17 protein-coding genes are annotated in these 16,047 nt (G+C 65.1%); 14 read left to right on the plus strand and 3 right to left on the minus strand.

All coding sequences use genetic code 11. From position 1 onward, the window contains the following. Positions 1 to 8 precede the first annotated feature (8 nt). Both dmeF and NWE53_RS07530 read right to left on the minus strand, forming a co-directional pair. Positions 9 to 1,001 carry a CDF family Co(II)/Ni(II) efflux transporter DmeF gene (gene dmeF, locus NWE53_RS07525; protein WP_265053727.1) on the minus strand — a complete coding sequence of 331 codons (993 nt, stop codon included), beginning with the start codon at positions 999 to 1,001 and terminating at the stop codon, positions 9 to 11. Positions 1,002 to 1,020: 19 nt separating this feature from the next. Beyond that, positions 1,021 to 1,287, minus strand: a complete 267-nt coding sequence (locus tag NWE53_RS07530) for a metal-sensing transcriptional repressor (protein WP_265053728.1) — start codon at positions 1,285 to 1,287, stop codon at positions 1,021 to 1,023. A gap of 205 nt (positions 1,288 to 1,492) precedes the next feature. Between NWE53_RS07530 and NWE53_RS07535 the strand changes: the two genes are divergently transcribed. The 14 genes from NWE53_RS07535 to dhaK all read left to right on the plus strand — a co-directional run bounded on the left by NWE53_RS07535 (position 1,493) and on the right by dhaK (position 14,010). Then, positions 1,493 to 2,665 (plus strand): isovaleryl-CoA dehydrogenase, encoded by a 1,173-nt coding sequence (locus NWE53_RS07535; RefSeq protein ID WP_265053729.1) that lies wholly within the window; start codon positions 1,493 to 1,495, stop codon positions 2,663 to 2,665. A gap of 170 nt (positions 2,666 to 2,835) precedes the next feature. Then, positions 2,836 to 3,267 carry a gamma-glutamylcyclotransferase family protein gene (locus NWE53_RS07540; RefSeq protein WP_265053730.1) on the plus strand — a complete coding sequence of 144 codons (432 nt, stop codon included), beginning with the start codon at positions 2,836 to 2,838 and terminating at the stop codon, positions 3,265 to 3,267. A 690-nt stretch (positions 3,268 to 3,957) separates the two neighbouring features. After that, on the plus strand, positions 3,958 to 5,265 hold the full coding sequence (locus NWE53_RS07545; protein ID WP_442865020.1) for an ABC transporter substrate-binding protein: 1,308 nt from the start codon (positions 3,958 to 3,960) through the stop codon (positions 5,263 to 5,265). 136 nt (positions 5,266 to 5,401) lie between these two features. Then, positions 5,402 to 6,322 carry a carbohydrate ABC transporter permease gene (locus NWE53_RS07550; RefSeq protein WP_265054839.1) on the plus strand — a complete coding sequence of 307 codons (921 nt, stop codon included), beginning with the start codon at positions 5,402 to 5,404 and terminating at the stop codon, positions 6,320 to 6,322. Then, entirely contained in the window at positions 6,319 to 7,287 is a 969-nt protein-coding gene (locus NWE53_RS07555) for a carbohydrate ABC transporter permease (RefSeq protein WP_113511717.1), read from the plus strand. Before NWE53_RS07550 ends, NWE53_RS07555 begins: the two co-directional genes overlap by 4 nt. Then, complete coding sequence (locus tag NWE53_RS07560; protein ID WP_265053732.1) at positions 7,284 to 7,508, plus strand: hypothetical protein; 225 nt, start codon at positions 7,284 to 7,286, stop codon at positions 7,506 to 7,508. The genes NWE53_RS07555 and NWE53_RS07560 overlap by 4 nt, the downstream gene beginning before the upstream one ends. Before the next feature lie 3 nt (positions 7,509 to 7,511). Further along, positions 7,512 to 8,633, plus strand: coding sequence for an ABC transporter ATP-binding protein (locus NWE53_RS07565; protein ID WP_265053733.1), 1,122 nt, complete (start codon positions 7,512 to 7,514; stop codon positions 8,631 to 8,633). Beyond that, complete coding sequence (locus NWE53_RS07570; protein WP_265053734.1) at positions 8,626 to 9,639, plus strand: ABC transporter ATP-binding protein; 1,014 nt, start codon at positions 8,626 to 8,628, stop codon at positions 9,637 to 9,639. Before NWE53_RS07565 ends, NWE53_RS07570 begins: the two co-directional genes overlap by 8 nt. A gap of 3 nt (positions 9,640 to 9,642) precedes the next feature. Beyond that, entirely contained in the window at positions 9,643 to 10,245 is a 603-nt protein-coding gene (gene dhaL, locus NWE53_RS07575; protein WP_265053735.1) for a dihydroxyacetone kinase subunit DhaL, read from the plus strand. Positions 10,246 to 10,248: 3 nt separating this feature from the next. Further along, positions 10,249 to 10,647 carry a dihydroxyacetone kinase phosphoryl donor subunit DhaM gene (gene dhaM / locus NWE53_RS07580; protein WP_265053736.1) on the plus strand — a complete coding sequence of 133 codons (399 nt, stop codon included), beginning with the start codon at positions 10,249 to 10,251 and terminating at the stop codon, positions 10,645 to 10,647. 38 nt (positions 10,648 to 10,685) lie between these two features. Then, positions 10,686 to 10,964, plus strand: a complete 279-nt coding sequence (locus tag NWE53_RS07585; protein ID WP_265053737.1) for an HPr family phosphocarrier protein — start codon at positions 10,686 to 10,688, stop codon at positions 10,962 to 10,964. 6 nt (positions 10,965 to 10,970) lie between these two features. Then, positions 10,971 to 12,575, plus strand: coding sequence for a phosphoenolpyruvate--protein phosphotransferase (gene ptsP / locus NWE53_RS07590; RefSeq protein WP_265053738.1), 1,605 nt, complete (start codon positions 10,971 to 10,973; stop codon positions 12,573 to 12,575). Next, entirely contained in the window at positions 12,572 to 13,027 is a 456-nt protein-coding gene (locus NWE53_RS07595) for a hypothetical protein (RefSeq protein ID WP_265053739.1), read from the plus strand. The genes ptsP and NWE53_RS07595 overlap by 4 nt, the downstream gene beginning before the upstream one ends. Continuing rightward, positions 13,024 to 14,010, plus strand: coding sequence for a dihydroxyacetone kinase subunit DhaK (gene dhaK / locus NWE53_RS07600; protein ID WP_265053740.1), 987 nt, complete (start codon positions 13,024 to 13,026; stop codon positions 14,008 to 14,010). The genes NWE53_RS07595 and dhaK overlap by 4 nt, the downstream gene beginning before the upstream one ends. 218 nt (positions 14,011 to 14,228) lie before the next feature. Here dhaK and NWE53_RS07605 read toward each other — a convergent pair whose 3' ends face one another. Then, positions 14,229 to 15,968: an ABC transporter substrate-binding protein gene (locus NWE53_RS07605; RefSeq protein ID WP_265053741.1), complete on the minus strand. Its 1,740-nt coding sequence runs from the start codon at positions 15,966 to 15,968 to the stop codon at positions 14,229 to 14,231. Positions 15,969 to 16,047 lie beyond the last annotated feature (79 nt).

Below are 16,047 nucleotides of genomic sequence, written 5' to 3' on the forward strand. Positions count from 1 at the left end.
GGAGTCATCTAGGCAACGGCCGGGCGGGCGTTCACCTCGACCGTGACATGTGACAGTGTCGGCAGATCGGCCAGCAGCTGCTTGTAGACCGCCGGGGCTTTCGGCTCGCGGGTGACGATCGAGACGATCGCGCTGCGATGCCCCGGCCCGACCTGCCAGAGGTGTAGATCGGCGATCTCGGCGCCCTCGGCGGCGATCCGTTCGCCGATGCGCTTCGCAAGGGTCTCGTCCGGCACGGTGTCGAGCAGGATCGCTCCCGAGCTGCGCAGTAGGCCGACCGACCAGTGGGCGATCACGCAGGCGCCGACGATGCCCATTACCGGGTCGAGCCAGACCCAGCCGTAGAATCGGCCGCCGAGCAGCGCCGCGATCGCCAGGATCGAGGTGAAGGCGTCGGCGACGACATGCGTATAGGCCGCGCGCAGGTTGGTGTCCGCGCCGTGCCCGCCGCCATGGGCATGATGGTGGTGGTCGTGATGGTCAGGGCCGTGATCGTGCGGGCGATGCCCCGAGCCGCCATGGCTGTGGCCGTGATGGTGGTCATGCCCATCCTTCAGCAGCCAGGCGCTCGCCAGATTGACGATGAGACCGAGCACGGCGATCACCGTGGCCTGGGTGAAATCGATTGCGACCGGCGCGCTCAACCGCATCGCTGATTCCCAGCCCACGGCGAGGGCGACAAGCATCAGCAGCAGCGCGCTGGCGAAGGCCGCGAGATCGCCGAGCTTGCCCGTTCCGAAGCTGAAACGGCTGTCACGCGCATGCTGCCGGGCGAAGCGATAGGCGAAGGCAGCGATGCCGAGCGCTGCGGCATGGGTCGACATGTGCCAGCCATCGGCGACGAGCGCCATCGAGCCGAACGCCGTGCCCGCCACGATCTCGGCGACCATGGTGACCGCCGTCAGGCCGACGACGAGCCAGGTGCGCCGCTCGTGGCGATCATGTGCGCTGCCTAGGAAGACGTGCTCGTGGCGGGCTGGAAAGCTGTTCAGGTTCGACATGGCGCTCGCTCCGCGGCCGTCACAGATATTTGGTGAGAGCCTTCAGCTCCTCGATCGACCTGCGGGCCTCGGGCGTCGGTGCCTGGGCGTGGTCGAACAGATGGTGCTCGATATGGTCGAAGATCAGCAGCGACTTGACCTTCTCCAGAGCCTTCTCGACAGCCTGGAGCTGCTGCACGACCTCGGGAACCGCCCGCCCCGCCTCGACCATCCCGACGACGGTGCCGAGGTGCCCCTGTGCGCGGCGCAGGCGATTGATGATGTCGGGGTCCATGGCGTGGCTCATGTCGATATCCTATCCTCCAGGAGGGGATAAACAAGAGTTGGATTGCCCCTGTGCGGACAGGCTTTGGCCTGCCGCCACGGAACGCTGGCCACCGCATCGACGCCCAACCGCGCCGGGCGCGTCTGCACACTGACGCGCCGGCGGGCTCCGGCTATAACGGCGGCAAGGGAGGCTCGCTCCCAATGATCAACCGGGAGGTTCCGCCATGCTCGCCAACGCGCCGCGCCCGTTCAATTTCGACCTCGGCGAGACCGCCGACGCCATCCGCGACACCGTCCACGCCTTCGCGCAGGAGAAGATCGCGCCGCGCGCAGAAGAGATCGACCGCAGCAACCAGTTCCCGCGCGATCTCTGGCCGGAGATGGGCGCGCTCGGCCTGCACGGAATCACGGTGGAGGAGGAGTATGGCGGCACCGGGCTCGGCTATCTCGAGCATTGCATCGCGGTCGAGGAAGTCTCCCGTGCCTCGGCCTCGGTCGGCCTCTCCTACGGCGCCCATTCCAATCTCTGCGTCAACCAGATCCGCCGCAACGGCAGCGAGGCGCAGAAGCGCAAATACCTGCCGGGTCTCATCTCCGGCGAGCATGTCGGCGCGCTCGCCATGTCCGAACCCGGCTCGGGCTCCGACGTGGTCTCGATGCGCACCCGCGCCGACAAGAAGGGCGACCGCTACGTCCTCAACGGCAACAAGATGTGGATCACCAACGGCCCGATCGCCGAGACGCTGGTGGTCTACGCCAAGACCGATCCGGAGGCCGGCTCGCGCGGCATCAGCGCCTTCCTGATCGAGAAGGGCATGAAGGGCTTCTCGACCCACCAGAAGCTCGACAAGCTCGGCATGCGCGGCTCCGATACCTGCGAGCTCGTCTTCCAGGATTGCGAGGTGCCGGAGGAGAACGTGCTGGGTACGGTCGGGCGCGGCGTCAACGTGCTGATGTCGGGCCTCGACTATGAGCGCGTCGTGTTGGCCGCCGGCCCCCTCGGCATCATGCAGGCGGCGCTCGACGTGGTCATGCCCTATGTCCATGAGCGCAAGCAGTTCGGCCAGTCGATCGGCGAATTCCAGCTCGTCCAGGGCAAGGTCGCCGACATGTATGTCGCGATGAACTCCTGCCGCGCTTACGTCTATTCCGTCGCCAAGGCCTGCGACCGTGGCGAGACGACTCGCGAGGACGCAGCCGGCGCGATCCTGATCGCGGCCGAGAAGGCGACGCAGGTCGCGCTCGACGCCATCCAGCTCTTGGGCGGCAACGGCTACATCAACGACTATCCGACAGGCCGCCTGCTGCGCGACGCCAAGCTCTACGAGATCGGCGCCGGGACGAGTGAGATCAGGCGCATGCTGATCGGGCGCGAGCTGTTCAACAAGACGAAGTAGGACGAGAGCAACAACCGCGCCGTCATCCCGGACAAGCGGCGAAGCCGCGCTGATCCGGGATCCATCGGAGGCTACTATGCCCTACGATGGATTCCGGATCTCCGCTTCGCTATGTCCGGAATGACAGCGCGCCCTGACAATGGGACCCCGCAAAAAGGCCGAGCCGGACCATGCCCCTCTACTTCGCCTACGGCCTTAACATGGACCCGGTCGGCATGGCACAGCGCTGCCCGAACTCGCACGCGCTCGGCCCCGCCCGCCTGCCGCGCCATCGTTTCATCGTCACGCGCGACGGCTATGCCTCCGCCATCCGCGATGCGCGCGACGAGGTCCATGGCGTGCTCTGGGACTGCTCGCTCAGTGATATTCGCACGCTCGACAAGTTCGAGGACATCGGCAGCGGGCTCTACGTCAAGATCAACCAGCCGGTGATCGTGCCGGGCGGCGCCAAGCGCGCGCTGATCTATATCGGCCGTTCAGGCGATGCCGGAAAGCCGAAGCCCGGCTATATGGAAACGGTCATCGCCGGAGCGAAACATTGGGCTCTGCCAGAGGCTTACATCGCCGGCTTGAATCGGTTTGACCTGAAACGCGAGGCATAGTGTTGCCGCGATTGTAGGAAAAATTCCGCAATCCGATAAGCGCCGCCCGGCCACCAAGCCGGGCGGCGCTTCGTTTCCAGCAAATCAAGAAGCGTGCCCCTGGAACGGCGGGCTCTCCCTTATTCCTCGGAAAGGCGCCGCGTCAGCGATCTTCCACTTCGGCTTGGAAGCAGTTCAATGCGTCTCGGTCCGCTCATTGACTCGTACCCCGCGAGACCGAGCGGTCATGGCGCGTTGGCGGGGACCGGTCCGGCTCACCTGCCAGCCCGACCGACAGCGTGTTAAGTGCCCCTTGGCCCGTCGCTCTTGAGTTCCCGACGCTCGATCTACCGCTTCGTGGACCTGTCGGGCAAGCCTGCTTGCTTCGCGAAGCAGATGATGGGCCAGGCTGCCCCAACCCACCGATACTCAGGAATTCACTAAACTTGTGCATCGCGGCGCAAAACGCTGCATTGCGGTATGTTATCGGCCGTCTTCATCGCTTGACATGTTTAGCGATTGACTGTTCACTAAACAAATCGCTGAACTTGGACGGTTAGTTCCGGGGCGGCGTGAGGAAACGTCCCGCGTCGGCCGTGCCTTTTCTTCCGGTTGTGCCCGTCGCGGTCACGCAGGTTCACCCGTCACCCCAATGACGGCTGGTGACGGCACGCCAAGGGAGGGAAAACCATGAAAACAATCAGGACATGGATGCTTGCCGCGACCATCGCCGGGAGCGCCGCGCTGGCTGCCACCGCGGCACAGGCGCAGGGCAAGTCTCTGACGCTCTGCTGGGCGGCCTGGGATCCGGCCAATGCGCTAGTCGAGCTCTCCAAGGACTTCACCGCCAAGACCAATATCGCGATGAAGTTCGAGTTCGTGCCTTGGCCGAACTTCGCCGATCGCATGCTCAACGAGCTCAATTCCAAGGGCAAGCTCTGCGACCTGATCATCGGTGACTCGCAGTGGATCGGCGGCTCCGCCGAGAACAAGCATTACGTGAAGCTGAACGATTTCTTCGCCAAGGAAGGAATCAAGATCGACGACTTCATGCCGGCGACCGTCACCGGCTATGCCGAATGGCCGAAAAATACGCCGAACTACTGGGCGCTGCCGGCCATGGGGGACGCGCTCGGCTGGACCTACCGCAAGGACTGGTTCTCCAGACCTGAGCTGCAGGCCGAATTCAAGGCCAAGTACAACCGCGAGCTCGCCGCGCCGAAGTCGCAAACCGAGCTGAAGCAGATCGCCGAGTTCTTCCAGGGCCGCGATATCGACGGCAAGAAGGTCTATGGCGCGGCGATCTTCACCGAGCGTGGCTCGGAAGGCATCACGATGGGCGTCGCCAACGCACTCTATCCTTTCGGCTTCAAATATGAGGACCCGAAGAAGCCCTACGCCATGGCTGGTTTCGTCAACTCCGACGATGCCGTGAAGGGCCTGGAGTTCTACAAGTCCCTGTACAAGTGCTGCACCCCGCCGGGCTACTCCAACGCCTATATGCAAGAGGGCCTGGACGCTTTCAAATCCGGACAGGCGGCCCTGCAGATGAACTGGTTCGCCTTCTTTCCCGGCCTGTACAAGGATCCCAATGTTGGCGGCGACAGGATCGGCTTCTTCGTCAATCCGCCCGAGAAGCAGAAGGGCTCGCAGCTCGGCGGACAGGGCCTCTCGGTCGTCGCCTATTCGCCGAACCAGGCCGAGGCGCTGTCCTACGTCAAATGGTTCGCCTCGCTCGACGTGCAGAAGAAGTGGTGGGAACTCGGCGGCTATACTTGCCACAAGGGCGTGCTGAACGATCCCGGTTTCGCCAAATCCGCGCCCTTCGCGGCCGACTTCCTCGTCGCCATGGGCCAGGTCGTCGATTTCTGGGCCGAGCCGTCCTACGCGCAGCTGATGCAGGCGGAGCAGGCGCGCATCCACGACTATGTCGTGGCGGAGAAGGGCACCGCCAAACAGGCGCTCGACCTGCTGATCCAGGATTGGACCAAGGTCTTCAAGGAAGACGGCAAGTTCTGACGCAAGCGGGCCTTCGCCCCAGCCGAACCGGGGCTGCGCCTCATCGCAGGTGGCGCAGCCAGTCCCCGACCTTGCCTTTGAACGGTGCTGAGTCATGAATGCGAGCGACGTCACCGGCATCAGGAGCGCGGCAGCGATGCGCGCAGCCTATCCCCCAATCGCCCAGCGGGTCCGGGGTCTCAGCGACAAAGCCATCGCCTGGATCTTCATCGCGCCGACGATGATCCTCCTGCTCGCGATCAACCTGTTCCCGCTGATCTGGACGATCCAGCTTTCCTTCACCAATTACCGCGCCAATCGCCCCAATGCACCGCTGCGCAATGTCGGGCTCGATCACTACCAGACGATCCTGTCGGATCCGGAAATCTGGCAGCGCATGCAGGCGACGGCGCATTTCGTGTTCTGGACGATCCTGCTGCAGACCGTCATCGGCTTTGCGCTGGCCTACCTGATCGACCGCAAATTCCGCGGCCATGGCTTCTGGACCACGCTGATCCTGATCCCGATGATGCTGTCGCCGGCCGTGGTCGGCAATTTCTGGACGTTCCTCTACCAGCCGCAGATCGGCCTGTTCAATTACGTCGTCTCGTTCTTCACGGGGCTTGCGCCGTCCTCCTTCCAGATGCTGGGCGACGTCACCTTGAGCCCCTGGGCGATCATCATCGTCGATACCTGGATGTGGACGCCCTATGTGATGCTGATCTGCCTGGCCGGCCTGCGCTCGATCCCGGACTACATCTACGAGGCAGCCGAGGTCGACCGCGCGAGCAACTGGCGGCAATTCATCTCGATCACGCTGCCGATGTGCCTGCCCTTCATCATGCTGGCCGTGCTCTTCCGCGGCATCGAGAACTTCAAGATGTTCGACATGGTCAACCTCCTGACCTCGGGCGGGCCGGGCTCGACGACCGAACTCGCCTCGATCACGCTGAAGCGCGCCGCCTTCGAGGCCTGGCGCACCGGCTATTCCTCCGCCTTCGCGATCATCCTGTTCGTCGCCGTGTTTGGGCTGGCGAACATCTATGTGAAGGCGCTGAACAAGGTGAAGGCACGATGAGCGGCGCGCTCTCCACGGCCCACTCCGTCGTCGCGCCGAGCGGACGCGTCAAGCTGCTGGCCGGTACCATCGTCGTTCTCTACGCGCTGGTGGCCATCGTGCCGCTGCTCTGGATCGGCCTGACCAGCATCAAGACGCCGCCGGACTCGATCTCCTACCCGCCCAAGGTCGTGCCCTTCCTGCATTTCGAGCCTTCGATCGAAGGCTATTGCAACCTGTTCAACACCCGATCGCGCCAGACGGCGGATTATCTCGCCTCGCTCCCGCCTGCGAATTCCGCCTGCGAAGAGATCACGCGCTCGCGCAGCATGGTGGTCGTCGGCCCGTCGAATTATGTGCCGCGCTTCGTCAATTCGCTGATCATCGCATTCGGCTCGACGCTGCTCTCGGTGGGGCTGGGCACCTGCGCGGCCTATGCCTTCTCGCGCTTCAAGGTGCCGCTGAAGGACGACCTGCTGTTCTTCATCCTGTCGACACGGATGATGCCGCCGATCGCCGTCGCGATCCCGATCTTCCTGATGTATCGCGAGCTCGGCCTCTCCGACACGCGGCTCGGCATGATCCTGCTCTACACCTCGGTCAACGTCTCGCTGGCTGTCTGGCTGCTCAAGGGCTTCATCGACGAGATCCCACGCGAATACGAGGAGGCGGCGATGATCGACGGCTACACACGGCTGCAGGCCTTCCGCAAGGTCGTGCTGCCGCAGGCCACGACCGGAATCGTCGCGACCGCGATCTTCTGCCTTATCTTCGCCTGGAACGAATATGCCTTCGCCGTGCTGCTCACCTCGGGCACGGCGCAGACCGCGCCGCCCTTCATCCCGATCATCATCGGCGAGGGCGGGCAGGATTGGCCGGCGGTTGCGGCCGGAACGACGCTGTTCCTGATCCCGATCCTGGTTTTCACCGTGCTGCTGCGCAAGCACCTCCTGCGCGGTATCACCTTCGGGGCGGTGCGCAAATGAACCTGCATGCCAGCCATTCCCGGCAACCGGGCGGCACGCCTCGATCGCGCTGGCCCAGGGCGCTGCGGCGCGGACCGATGGAGATGCTGGCGACGGTGCTGATCGCGGCCGGCGTGCTCATGCTGCTGCAGCCCTTCTCGCTGACGCTCTACGGCTATTCCTTCGTAACGACGCTGATCGGCGTCATCATGTTCACCTTCGTCACCAAATTCCCGGAGTGAGCCATGGCCGAGATCCGGGTCGATAATCTGGTGAAACGGTTCGGCGCCTTCATGGCGGTGCGCGATACCAGTTTCACGGTCGAGGACGGCGATTTCTTCTGCCTGCTGGGCCCCTCCGGCTGCGGCAAGACGACGACATTGCGGATGGTTGCGGGGCTGGAGCTGCCATCCTCCGGCAGTATCCAGCTCGATGGTGAGGACGTCACCTTCAAGCGGGCGCGCGAACGCGACATCGCCATGGTGTTCCAGCTCTTTGCGCTCTACCCGCATATGAACGTGCGCAAGAACATCAGCTTTCCCTTGGTCTCGATGGGGGTGCCCAGGGACGAGACGAGACGGCGCGTCGAGGAAGCGGCACGCGTGCTGCGCATCGAGCATCTGCTCGACAAATCGATCTCCGGTCTTTCCGGCGGCGACCGGCAGCGGGTCGCACTCGGACGCGCCATCGTGCGCGAACCGAAGGCCTTCATGATGGACGAGCCGCTGGGCGCGCTTGACGCCGAGTTCCGCCATCTGATGTGCGGCGAGCTGCGCGCGCTGCACGATCGGCTGAAGGCGACGACGGTCTATGTCACCCATGACCAGCTCGAAGCGATGTCGATGGCCGACAAGATCGCGGTGATGAATGACGGCGTGATCGAGCAACTCGGCTCGCCGCAGGAGATCTATGACCGCCCGAATTCGATGTTCGTCGGGGATTTCATCGGTTCGCCCGCGATGAATTTCATCCGTTTCGACGGCACGGCCATTGCGGGCTCGACCTCGGTCAGCATCGATGCCGCCTGCGTGACCCTGCCGGAACTGCGCGAGAGCCACGCACCCGGACCGCTGGCGCTTGGGGTGCGGCCCGAGCAGATCGTCATCGGCGATCCCGGCCGGCAGGGCAGCGCCCTTCCGGGCGAGATTTTTGGCACCGAATATCTCGGCACGACCCAGATCGTGACGGTCGCCACCCCGCGCGGCAAGCTCAAGGCGCGCTTGCCTGCCCATCTGCCGGTGGCGGCCGGCGACCGCGTCAGTCTGTCGTTCAGGCCTGAGCGGCTATCGCTGTTCGATGCGGCGACGGGAAAGGCGATCCGCTCCGCCTTGCATGAGGCCAGCACGACGAGGCGCACCCATGGCTGAGGTCACGCTGACGCAAGTCTCGAAGCGGTTCGGTGCGGTGCAGGCCGCGAGCGATCTGTCGCTCACCATCGCCGATGGCGAGTTCGTCGTGCTGCTGGGGCCGACGGGCGCGGGCAAGACAACAGCCTTGCGCCTCATTGCCGGGCTGGAGACCCCGGATGAAGGCCGCATCTTCATCGGCGGCGTCGATGTCACGGCGCTGCCGCCGGCGGCGCGCGACGTCGCCTTCGTGTTCCAGCAATACTCGCTCTATCCGCATCTGAGCGTATTCGACAATCTCGCCTTCCCCTTGCGGTCGCCGACACGGCGTACGCCCGAGGACGAGATCCGGCGCGCGGTCGGCCATGTCGCAAAGCTCCTCAAGATCGAGGACAAGCTGCAGAACCGCGCGACGCAGCTCTCCGGCGGCCAGATGCAGCGCGTCGCGATCGGCCGTGCCTTGGTGCGCAGCCCGTCGATCTACCTGATGGATGAGCCGCTCTCCTCGCTCGATGCCAAGCTGCGCGCGGAACTGCGCATCGAGCTGAAGCATATCCAGCAGGATCTGGGCGCGACCGTCCTCTACGTCACACATGACCAGACCGAAGCGATGACGCTGGCCTCTCGCATCGGCGTGATCAACCAGGGCCGCCTCGTGCAGATCGGAACGCCGCGCAGCATCTATGAGGACCCGACCGACATCTATGTCGCCACCCGCCTCGGCAGCCCCGGCATCAACCTGCTGCCGCGCGCCCTCTTCCCCGGTCTGGGGGCGCCGGCCAGCACGACCACGATCGGCGTGCGCACCGAGCATCTCGCCATCGCCAAGGCGGGGAATGGCGCGGTGACGGGCAAGGTCAACTGGATCGAGCGGCTCGGCGATCAGAACCACCTGCATATCGCAGTGAACCAGCATCAGATCGTCAGCCTGGTCGATCCGGATGAAGGCCTGGATGTCAGCGACGAGGTGAGCGTGAGCCTGCTCAAGCCGCTGTTCTTCGACGCCGACGGCCAGCGGGTGAGGTGAACCATGGACGGCGCGTTGAAGAAGAAGCTGATCCAAGCCATGGCCGCGGCAATCTTGACCCATGCCGGTGAATTGACGGCGCTCGACCAGGCCATTGGCGACGGCGATCACGGCCTGAACATGAAGCGCGGGTTCGAGGCCGTGCTGGCGGACATGGATCCGATCACGGCAAAGCCCTTGCCCGACGCCCTGAAGGCAATCGGCACGACATTGGTGATGAAAGTCGGCGGCGCCTCAGGGCCGCTCTACGGCACGCTATTCATGACGCTGGGTAAGGAACTGCCGCCGGAGCCGACGATTACGGAGATGGCGCAGGCACTGGCCGCGGCGATCGAGGCCGTGAAGGCGCGAGGCAAGTCCGATCTCGGCCAGAAGACCATGCTCGACGTGCTGGCGCCGCTCCAGGCCGCACTCGCTCATGGCGGCGCCGACCTCACGAAGCGCCTTCCCGAGGTCGCCAGGATCGCGGCTGAGGCAACGGTGCCGCTCAAGGCCATTCGCGGACGCGCCTCGTTTCTGGGAGAGCGTTCGATCGGCCATATGGATCCCGGGGCACGCTCATCGGCGCTGCTCGCCACCGCAATCTGCCACGCCATCGGAGCCTGAAGCATGCCAGCCAGCAAGAATGTCGGCATCGTCATCGTGTCGCACTCGGCCAAGGTCGCCGAGGGCGCCGTCGACATGGTTCGCCAGATGGTCGGCGACAATGTCCCACTTGCCGCGGCCGGGGGCAATGCCGAAGGCGGCCTGGGCACCGATGTCGCCGCCATCATGGCGGCGATCGACAAGGCGTGGTCGGAAGCGGGCGTCGCCATCCTGGTCGATCTCGGCGGGGCCGAGACCAATAGCGAGATGGCGGTGGAAATGATGCCGGAGGAGCGGCGCGGGCGCATCGTCATCTGTAATGCACCGATTGTGGAAGGCGCCGTGATGGCCGCCACCGAAGCGTCCGGCGGCTCGCCGCTGGCCGTCGTGCAGGCGACCGCCGAGGAACTCATGTCGGCATGAATGACATGTCGGCAAAAGGTAGCGAGAGGAATGCAAGGATGCAGGAGGTGACGGCCAGCGCCCTGCTCACCAACAAGATCGGGCTTCATGCCCGGCCCTCGGTGAAGCTTACCCAGACCGCCAAGCGCTTCGGCTCCCGTATAGAGGTCGCGACCAGCGCGGCCGGCCCGTGGACCGATGCCAAGAGCCCGGTGAAGATCATGCGCGTCAAGGCGGCCCAGGGCGAAGTGCTGCATTTCAAGGCCAGCGGCGAAGATGCTTCCGCCGCGCTCGCTGCGCTCGTCGATATCGTCGCACGCAAGTTCGATGAGGAGTGAGGCGTGATGGAACGCCGCCTTTCCGGCCTCGCCGCATCGACCGGGCTCGCCTTCGGCCCGGTGGTGGCATTTCGCGCAGTCGGCGAGATGCGGCGCGTGAAGGGCCCGGTTGCAAGTGAGCGACAGGCTCTGGCGGACGCCGTTGCCGCTTCCCTCCAGGCCGTCACGGCATTGGCGGCCAGTCTTCACGGCGAGGCTGCCGATATCGTGGGCTTTCAGGTGGCGCTGCTCGAAGACGACGCCTTGACCGAGGGCGCCTATGCAGCAATCGAGCGCGGCGTGCCTGCCGACACGGCCTGGCGACAGGCGCTGGCGGAGGAGATCGCGGGATATGAGGCGTCCGACGACGCCTATTTCCGCGCCCGCGCCACAGATTTGTCTGATATCCGGGACCGGGTTCTGCGCCAGCTTTTCGGCTTGCCCGAATTGACGAATGCGCCGCCCGGCGCCGTCATCGTGGCGCAGGATCTGCCGCCCTCCGCCTTCCTTGGCATCGATTGGTCGCAAGGCGGCGGCATCGTGCTCGGGGCCGGCAGCCCGACCAGCCATGTCGCCATGCTGGCGCGCGGGCGTGGCGTGCCGATGGTGGTCGGCATCGGCTCCGATTGGGAGGCGGTCTCCGGCACGGTCGTCGTCGATGGCATGGCAGGCCTCGTCCTGACCGGCCCGTCGCGCGCGAGCATCGACGAGGCGCGACGGCGGGCAGACGAACTCGGCCACGGGCGGAGCGAGGCGGAAACCCGCAAGCGCGAGCCTGCGCTGACCCGCGACGGGACCCCGATTGCCGTGATGGTCAATATCGCGGGGAGCGCCGATGTCGCCGGCTTCCCGGCCGAGGCCTGCGACGGCATCGGCCTGACCCGCACGGAGTTCCTCGTCGAGCAGGCCTTGCAGGATGAGGCGCGCCAGTTCGAGGCCTATGCCGCGTTGCTGCACTGGGCTGGCGGTCGGCCGGTAACGATCCGCACGCTCGATGCCGGCGGAGACAAGCCCATCGCCGGCTACACGATCGATGGCGAGACCAATCCCTTTCTTGGCCTGCGTGGCATCAGGCTGTCCCTGCGCCATGCCGACGTCTTCCGCGTCCAATTGCGGGCGTTGGCCCGGGCGGCGAGCCTGGGCCCGCTCAAGGTCATGCTGCCTATGGTCACCGCAGCGCAGGAACTGGAACAAACGAGAGTGCTGCTGGACGGCGTTCTGGCGGAACTCGCGGCGGAAGGATTGCCGCATGCAGCGCCTGCGCTCGGCATCATGGTCGAGGTTCCGGCCGCCGCCATGGCGGTCGCGAGCTTCGACGCCGCCTTTTTCTCGATCGGCTCCAACGATCTGACGCAATACGCGACCGCCGCCGCGCGCGATGGATCGGAGGTCGCGGCCTATGCCGACGTCCTGCATCCCGGCGTGCTCGCCATGATAGCCCATGTCGCGCGCCATGGCGCCGACCTTGGTCGAGAAGTCAGTCTCTGCGGCGATGCGGGAGGCGATCCGCGCGCCATCGCCGCATTGCTGCGGGCCGGCGTCCGGGCCGTGTCGGTCTCTCCCGGGCTGTTGGCGATGGCGAAGGAAGCGATCCGGGCGGTCGATCTCTCGCAGCCAGTGACGGACGCATGACCAGCCCCGAAACCCTCCCGACCGACCCTTCGCCATTGGCCGCGTACAAGGCGATCCTGCGCGCGATCATCGAGAACCGCCCCTCCGGCACCCGGCAGCGGCTGGCGGAAGCCATCGGCAAGAACCGCAGCTTCATTTCGCAGATCATCAGCCCCGCCTATGCCACGCCAGTGCCGGTGCAGCATCTGGAGACGATCTTCCATGTCTGCCATTTCGCGCCGCGGGAGCGGCAGGCCTTCCTGAACGCCTATCGCGCCGCGCATCCGGGGCGCCTGGAGGTGGTCGATGCCGGGCGGCCGATGCGCCGGCTGGTGGTCGAGTTGCCGGATTTCGGCAGCGCCGACCTGAATGCCCGGGTCGACCATATCGTGCTGGGGGTCGCGCGCGGCCTGGTGTCCCTGATCCCGGCCGCCGCCGACGAAGAAGCCGATGCGCAGGGGGAGAGCCTATGAAGAAACTGATCAACGCGGTCGACAGCATTCTGTCGGAGAGCCTCCAGGGACTCGCCGCCATTCATGGCGATATCCTCATGCTCGGCGAAGAGGAAAAGTTCGTTCGACGCAAGGTGCTGAAGCCCGGCAAGGTCGCGCTGATCTCGGGTGGGGGCTCTGGCCATGAACCCTTGCATGCCGGCTTCGTCGGCACCGGCATGCTCGATGCCGCCTGTCCGGGGCAGGTCTTCACCTCGCCGACGCCGGACCAGATGCTGGCGGCGGTGAACGCCGTCGGCACGGCGGCGGGCTCGCTCTTCATCGTCAAGAACTATGAAGGCGACGTGATGAATTTCGAGATGGCGGCCGAGATGGCCGAGAGCCCAGTCGCGACCGTCATCACCGACGACGACGTCGCGGTCCCGGCCTCGACCTGGTCCACCGGCCGGCGTGGCGTCGCAGGCACGCTGATCGTCGAGAAGATGGTCGGCGCCGCCGCCGAGCAGGGCCGCGAGCTCGATGCGCTGAAGTCCCTCGGCGAGGAGGTCAACCGGCGCACCCGCTCGATGGGCGTGGCCCTCACTTCCTGCACCGTGCCCGCAGCCGGCAAGCCGACCTTCACCCTCAGTGAGGACGAGATAGAGATGGGCGTCGGCATCCACGGGGAACCGGGCCGGCGGCGCGTGAAGCTGACAACTGCGGACGCTATCGCCGACGAGATGATGGGCGCGATCCTCGACGATCTTTCCCTGAAGAGCGGCGCGCCCTGCCTGCTGCTCGTCAACGGCTTCGGCGGGACGCCCGCCATGGAGCTCTATCTGATGGCCAATGCTGCAAGGCGCGTCCTGGCGGGACGCGGTCTCGCCATCGCACGTGGGCTGGTTGGGTCTTACGTCACCTCTCTGGACATGGCTGGTTGTTCGCTAACCGTGACGGCGCTGGACGACAGCATGATCCAACTCTGGGACGCGCCGGTCCATACGGCTGCGCTACGTTGGGGGTAAGCACCGCAAGCGTTGGGGCGGATCTTGCCTGGAATTTGCCTTCGCCGTTGAGCCGGCGATGCCGCGCTCACCACTGTGTGGGGGCAACGATCCCTCGGGCTGCGCATGAGATAAAGCCAATAAAGGCCGCTGCTCGTGGTAGGCGCGCCGTTCCTTGCGACTGCCGAATGGGGTGCGGGCGGCTCGCACTGCCCGCCCGCACCCCCGGAGCGTTTGTCTCAGTTCTTCTTGGGCGGAGTCGCCGGCCAGGACTTGATCAGCGTGTCGTAGTCGATCGTCTCGCCCTTCGGCTTCTCATTGGCGAGCTTGGGCTGTGGCGCGATGTTGCCGTCCGCCTTGGACTTGGCGAACCAGGCATCCGCCGTCTGCTTCGGGTTCAGCTTCGGGCCGCAATCGCCCTGGACGCCGGAGCGTTCGAGCCGCTCCAACACCGAGTCCTGCGCCGCCGCGAGTGAATCCATCGCCGCCTGCGCGGTCTTGGCGCCCGAGGAGGCATCGCCGATGTTCTGCCACCAGAGCTGTGCGAGACGCGGGTAGTCGGGAACGTTGTTGCCGGTCGGCGTCCACTGCACGCGCGCCGGCGAGCGGTAGAACTCGATCAGCCCGCCGAGCTTCGGCGCCCGCTCGGTGAAGCTCTTGTCCCAGATGTCGCTCTCGCGGATGAAAGTCAGGCCGACATGGCTCTTCTTCAGGCTGACCGATTTGGAGACGATGAACTGGAGGTAGAGCCAGGCCGCCTTGCGCTTCTCCAGCGGGGTCGATTCAAGCAGGGTCAATGAGCCCGCATCCTGGTAGCCAAGCTTCATGCCTTCCTTCCAGTAGGAGCCCTTGGGCGAGGGGGCCATGCGCCATTTCGGAGTGCCGTCGGCATTCACTACCGGCAGGCCGGGCTTGACCATGTCGGCCGTGAAGGCGGTGTACCAAAAGATCTGCTGGGCGATGGTGCCCTGTGCCGGCACCGGCCCGGACTCGGAGAAGGTCATGCCACGCGCCTGAGGCGGCGCGTATTTGTTGAGCCAGTCGACATATTTCTGGACGGCATAGACCGAAGCCGGGCCGTTGGTGTCGCCGCCGCGATCCACCGAGGAGCCGACCGGGCGGCAGCCCTCCATGCGGATGCCCCATTCGTCGACCGGCTTGCCGTTCGGGATGCCCTTGTCGCCATTGCCGGCCATCGAGAGCCAGGCATCGGTGAAGCGCCAGCCGAGCGAGGGGTCCTTCTTGCCGTAGTCCATATGGCCAAAGACCCGGACGCCGTCGACCTCCTTGATGTCGTTCGAGAAGAACTCGGCAATGTCTTCATAGGCCGACCAGTTGACGGGTACGCCGAGCTCGTAGCCGTACTTGGTCTTGAATTTCTCCTTGAAGTCCGGGCGGGTGAACCAGTCGTAGCGGAACCAGTAAAGGTTCGCGAATTGCTGGTCGGGCAGTTGGTAGAGCTTTCCGTCGGGTGCGGTGCCGAAGGATTTACCGATGAAGTCGTCGACGTCGAGCATCGGGTTGGTGACGTCCTTGCCCGGCCCCGCCATCCAGTCCGTCAGGTTCGTGGTCTGCTTGTAGCGAAAATGCGTGCCGATCAGGTCGGAGTCGTTGATCCAGCCGTCATAGACGTTCCGGCCGGACTGCATCTGTGTCTGCAGCTTCTCGACCACGTCGCCTTCCTGGATCAGGTCGTGCTTCAGCTTGATGCCGGTGATCTCGCTGAAGGCCCTGGCCAGCGTACGGGCTTCGTATTCATGGGTGGTGATGGTCTCGGAGACGATATTGACCTCCATGCCGGCGAAGGGTTTCGCGGCATTGACGAACCACTCCATTTCCTTGAGCTGCGCATCCTTGGCCAGTGTGGAAGGCTGGAATTCGCTGTCGACCCAGCGTCGCGCCGCATCCATGTCGGCGAGGGCGGGCACGGCGCTGAGCAAGGAGCTGAGCGCGGTAGCGGCTAGCATCTGCTTTCTCATCGTTTCCTCCACTAGTTGATTGTTCTTGCGAGCCTTGTTGGCTCCCTTTGCGCAGGCAATGTTCGTGCGAGAGCAGCCT

Origin of the sequence: Bosea sp. NBC_00550, from assembly GCF_026020075.1 — a bacterium.
Classification (GTDB): domain Bacteria; phylum Pseudomonadota; class Alphaproteobacteria; order Rhizobiales; family Beijerinckiaceae; genus Allobosea.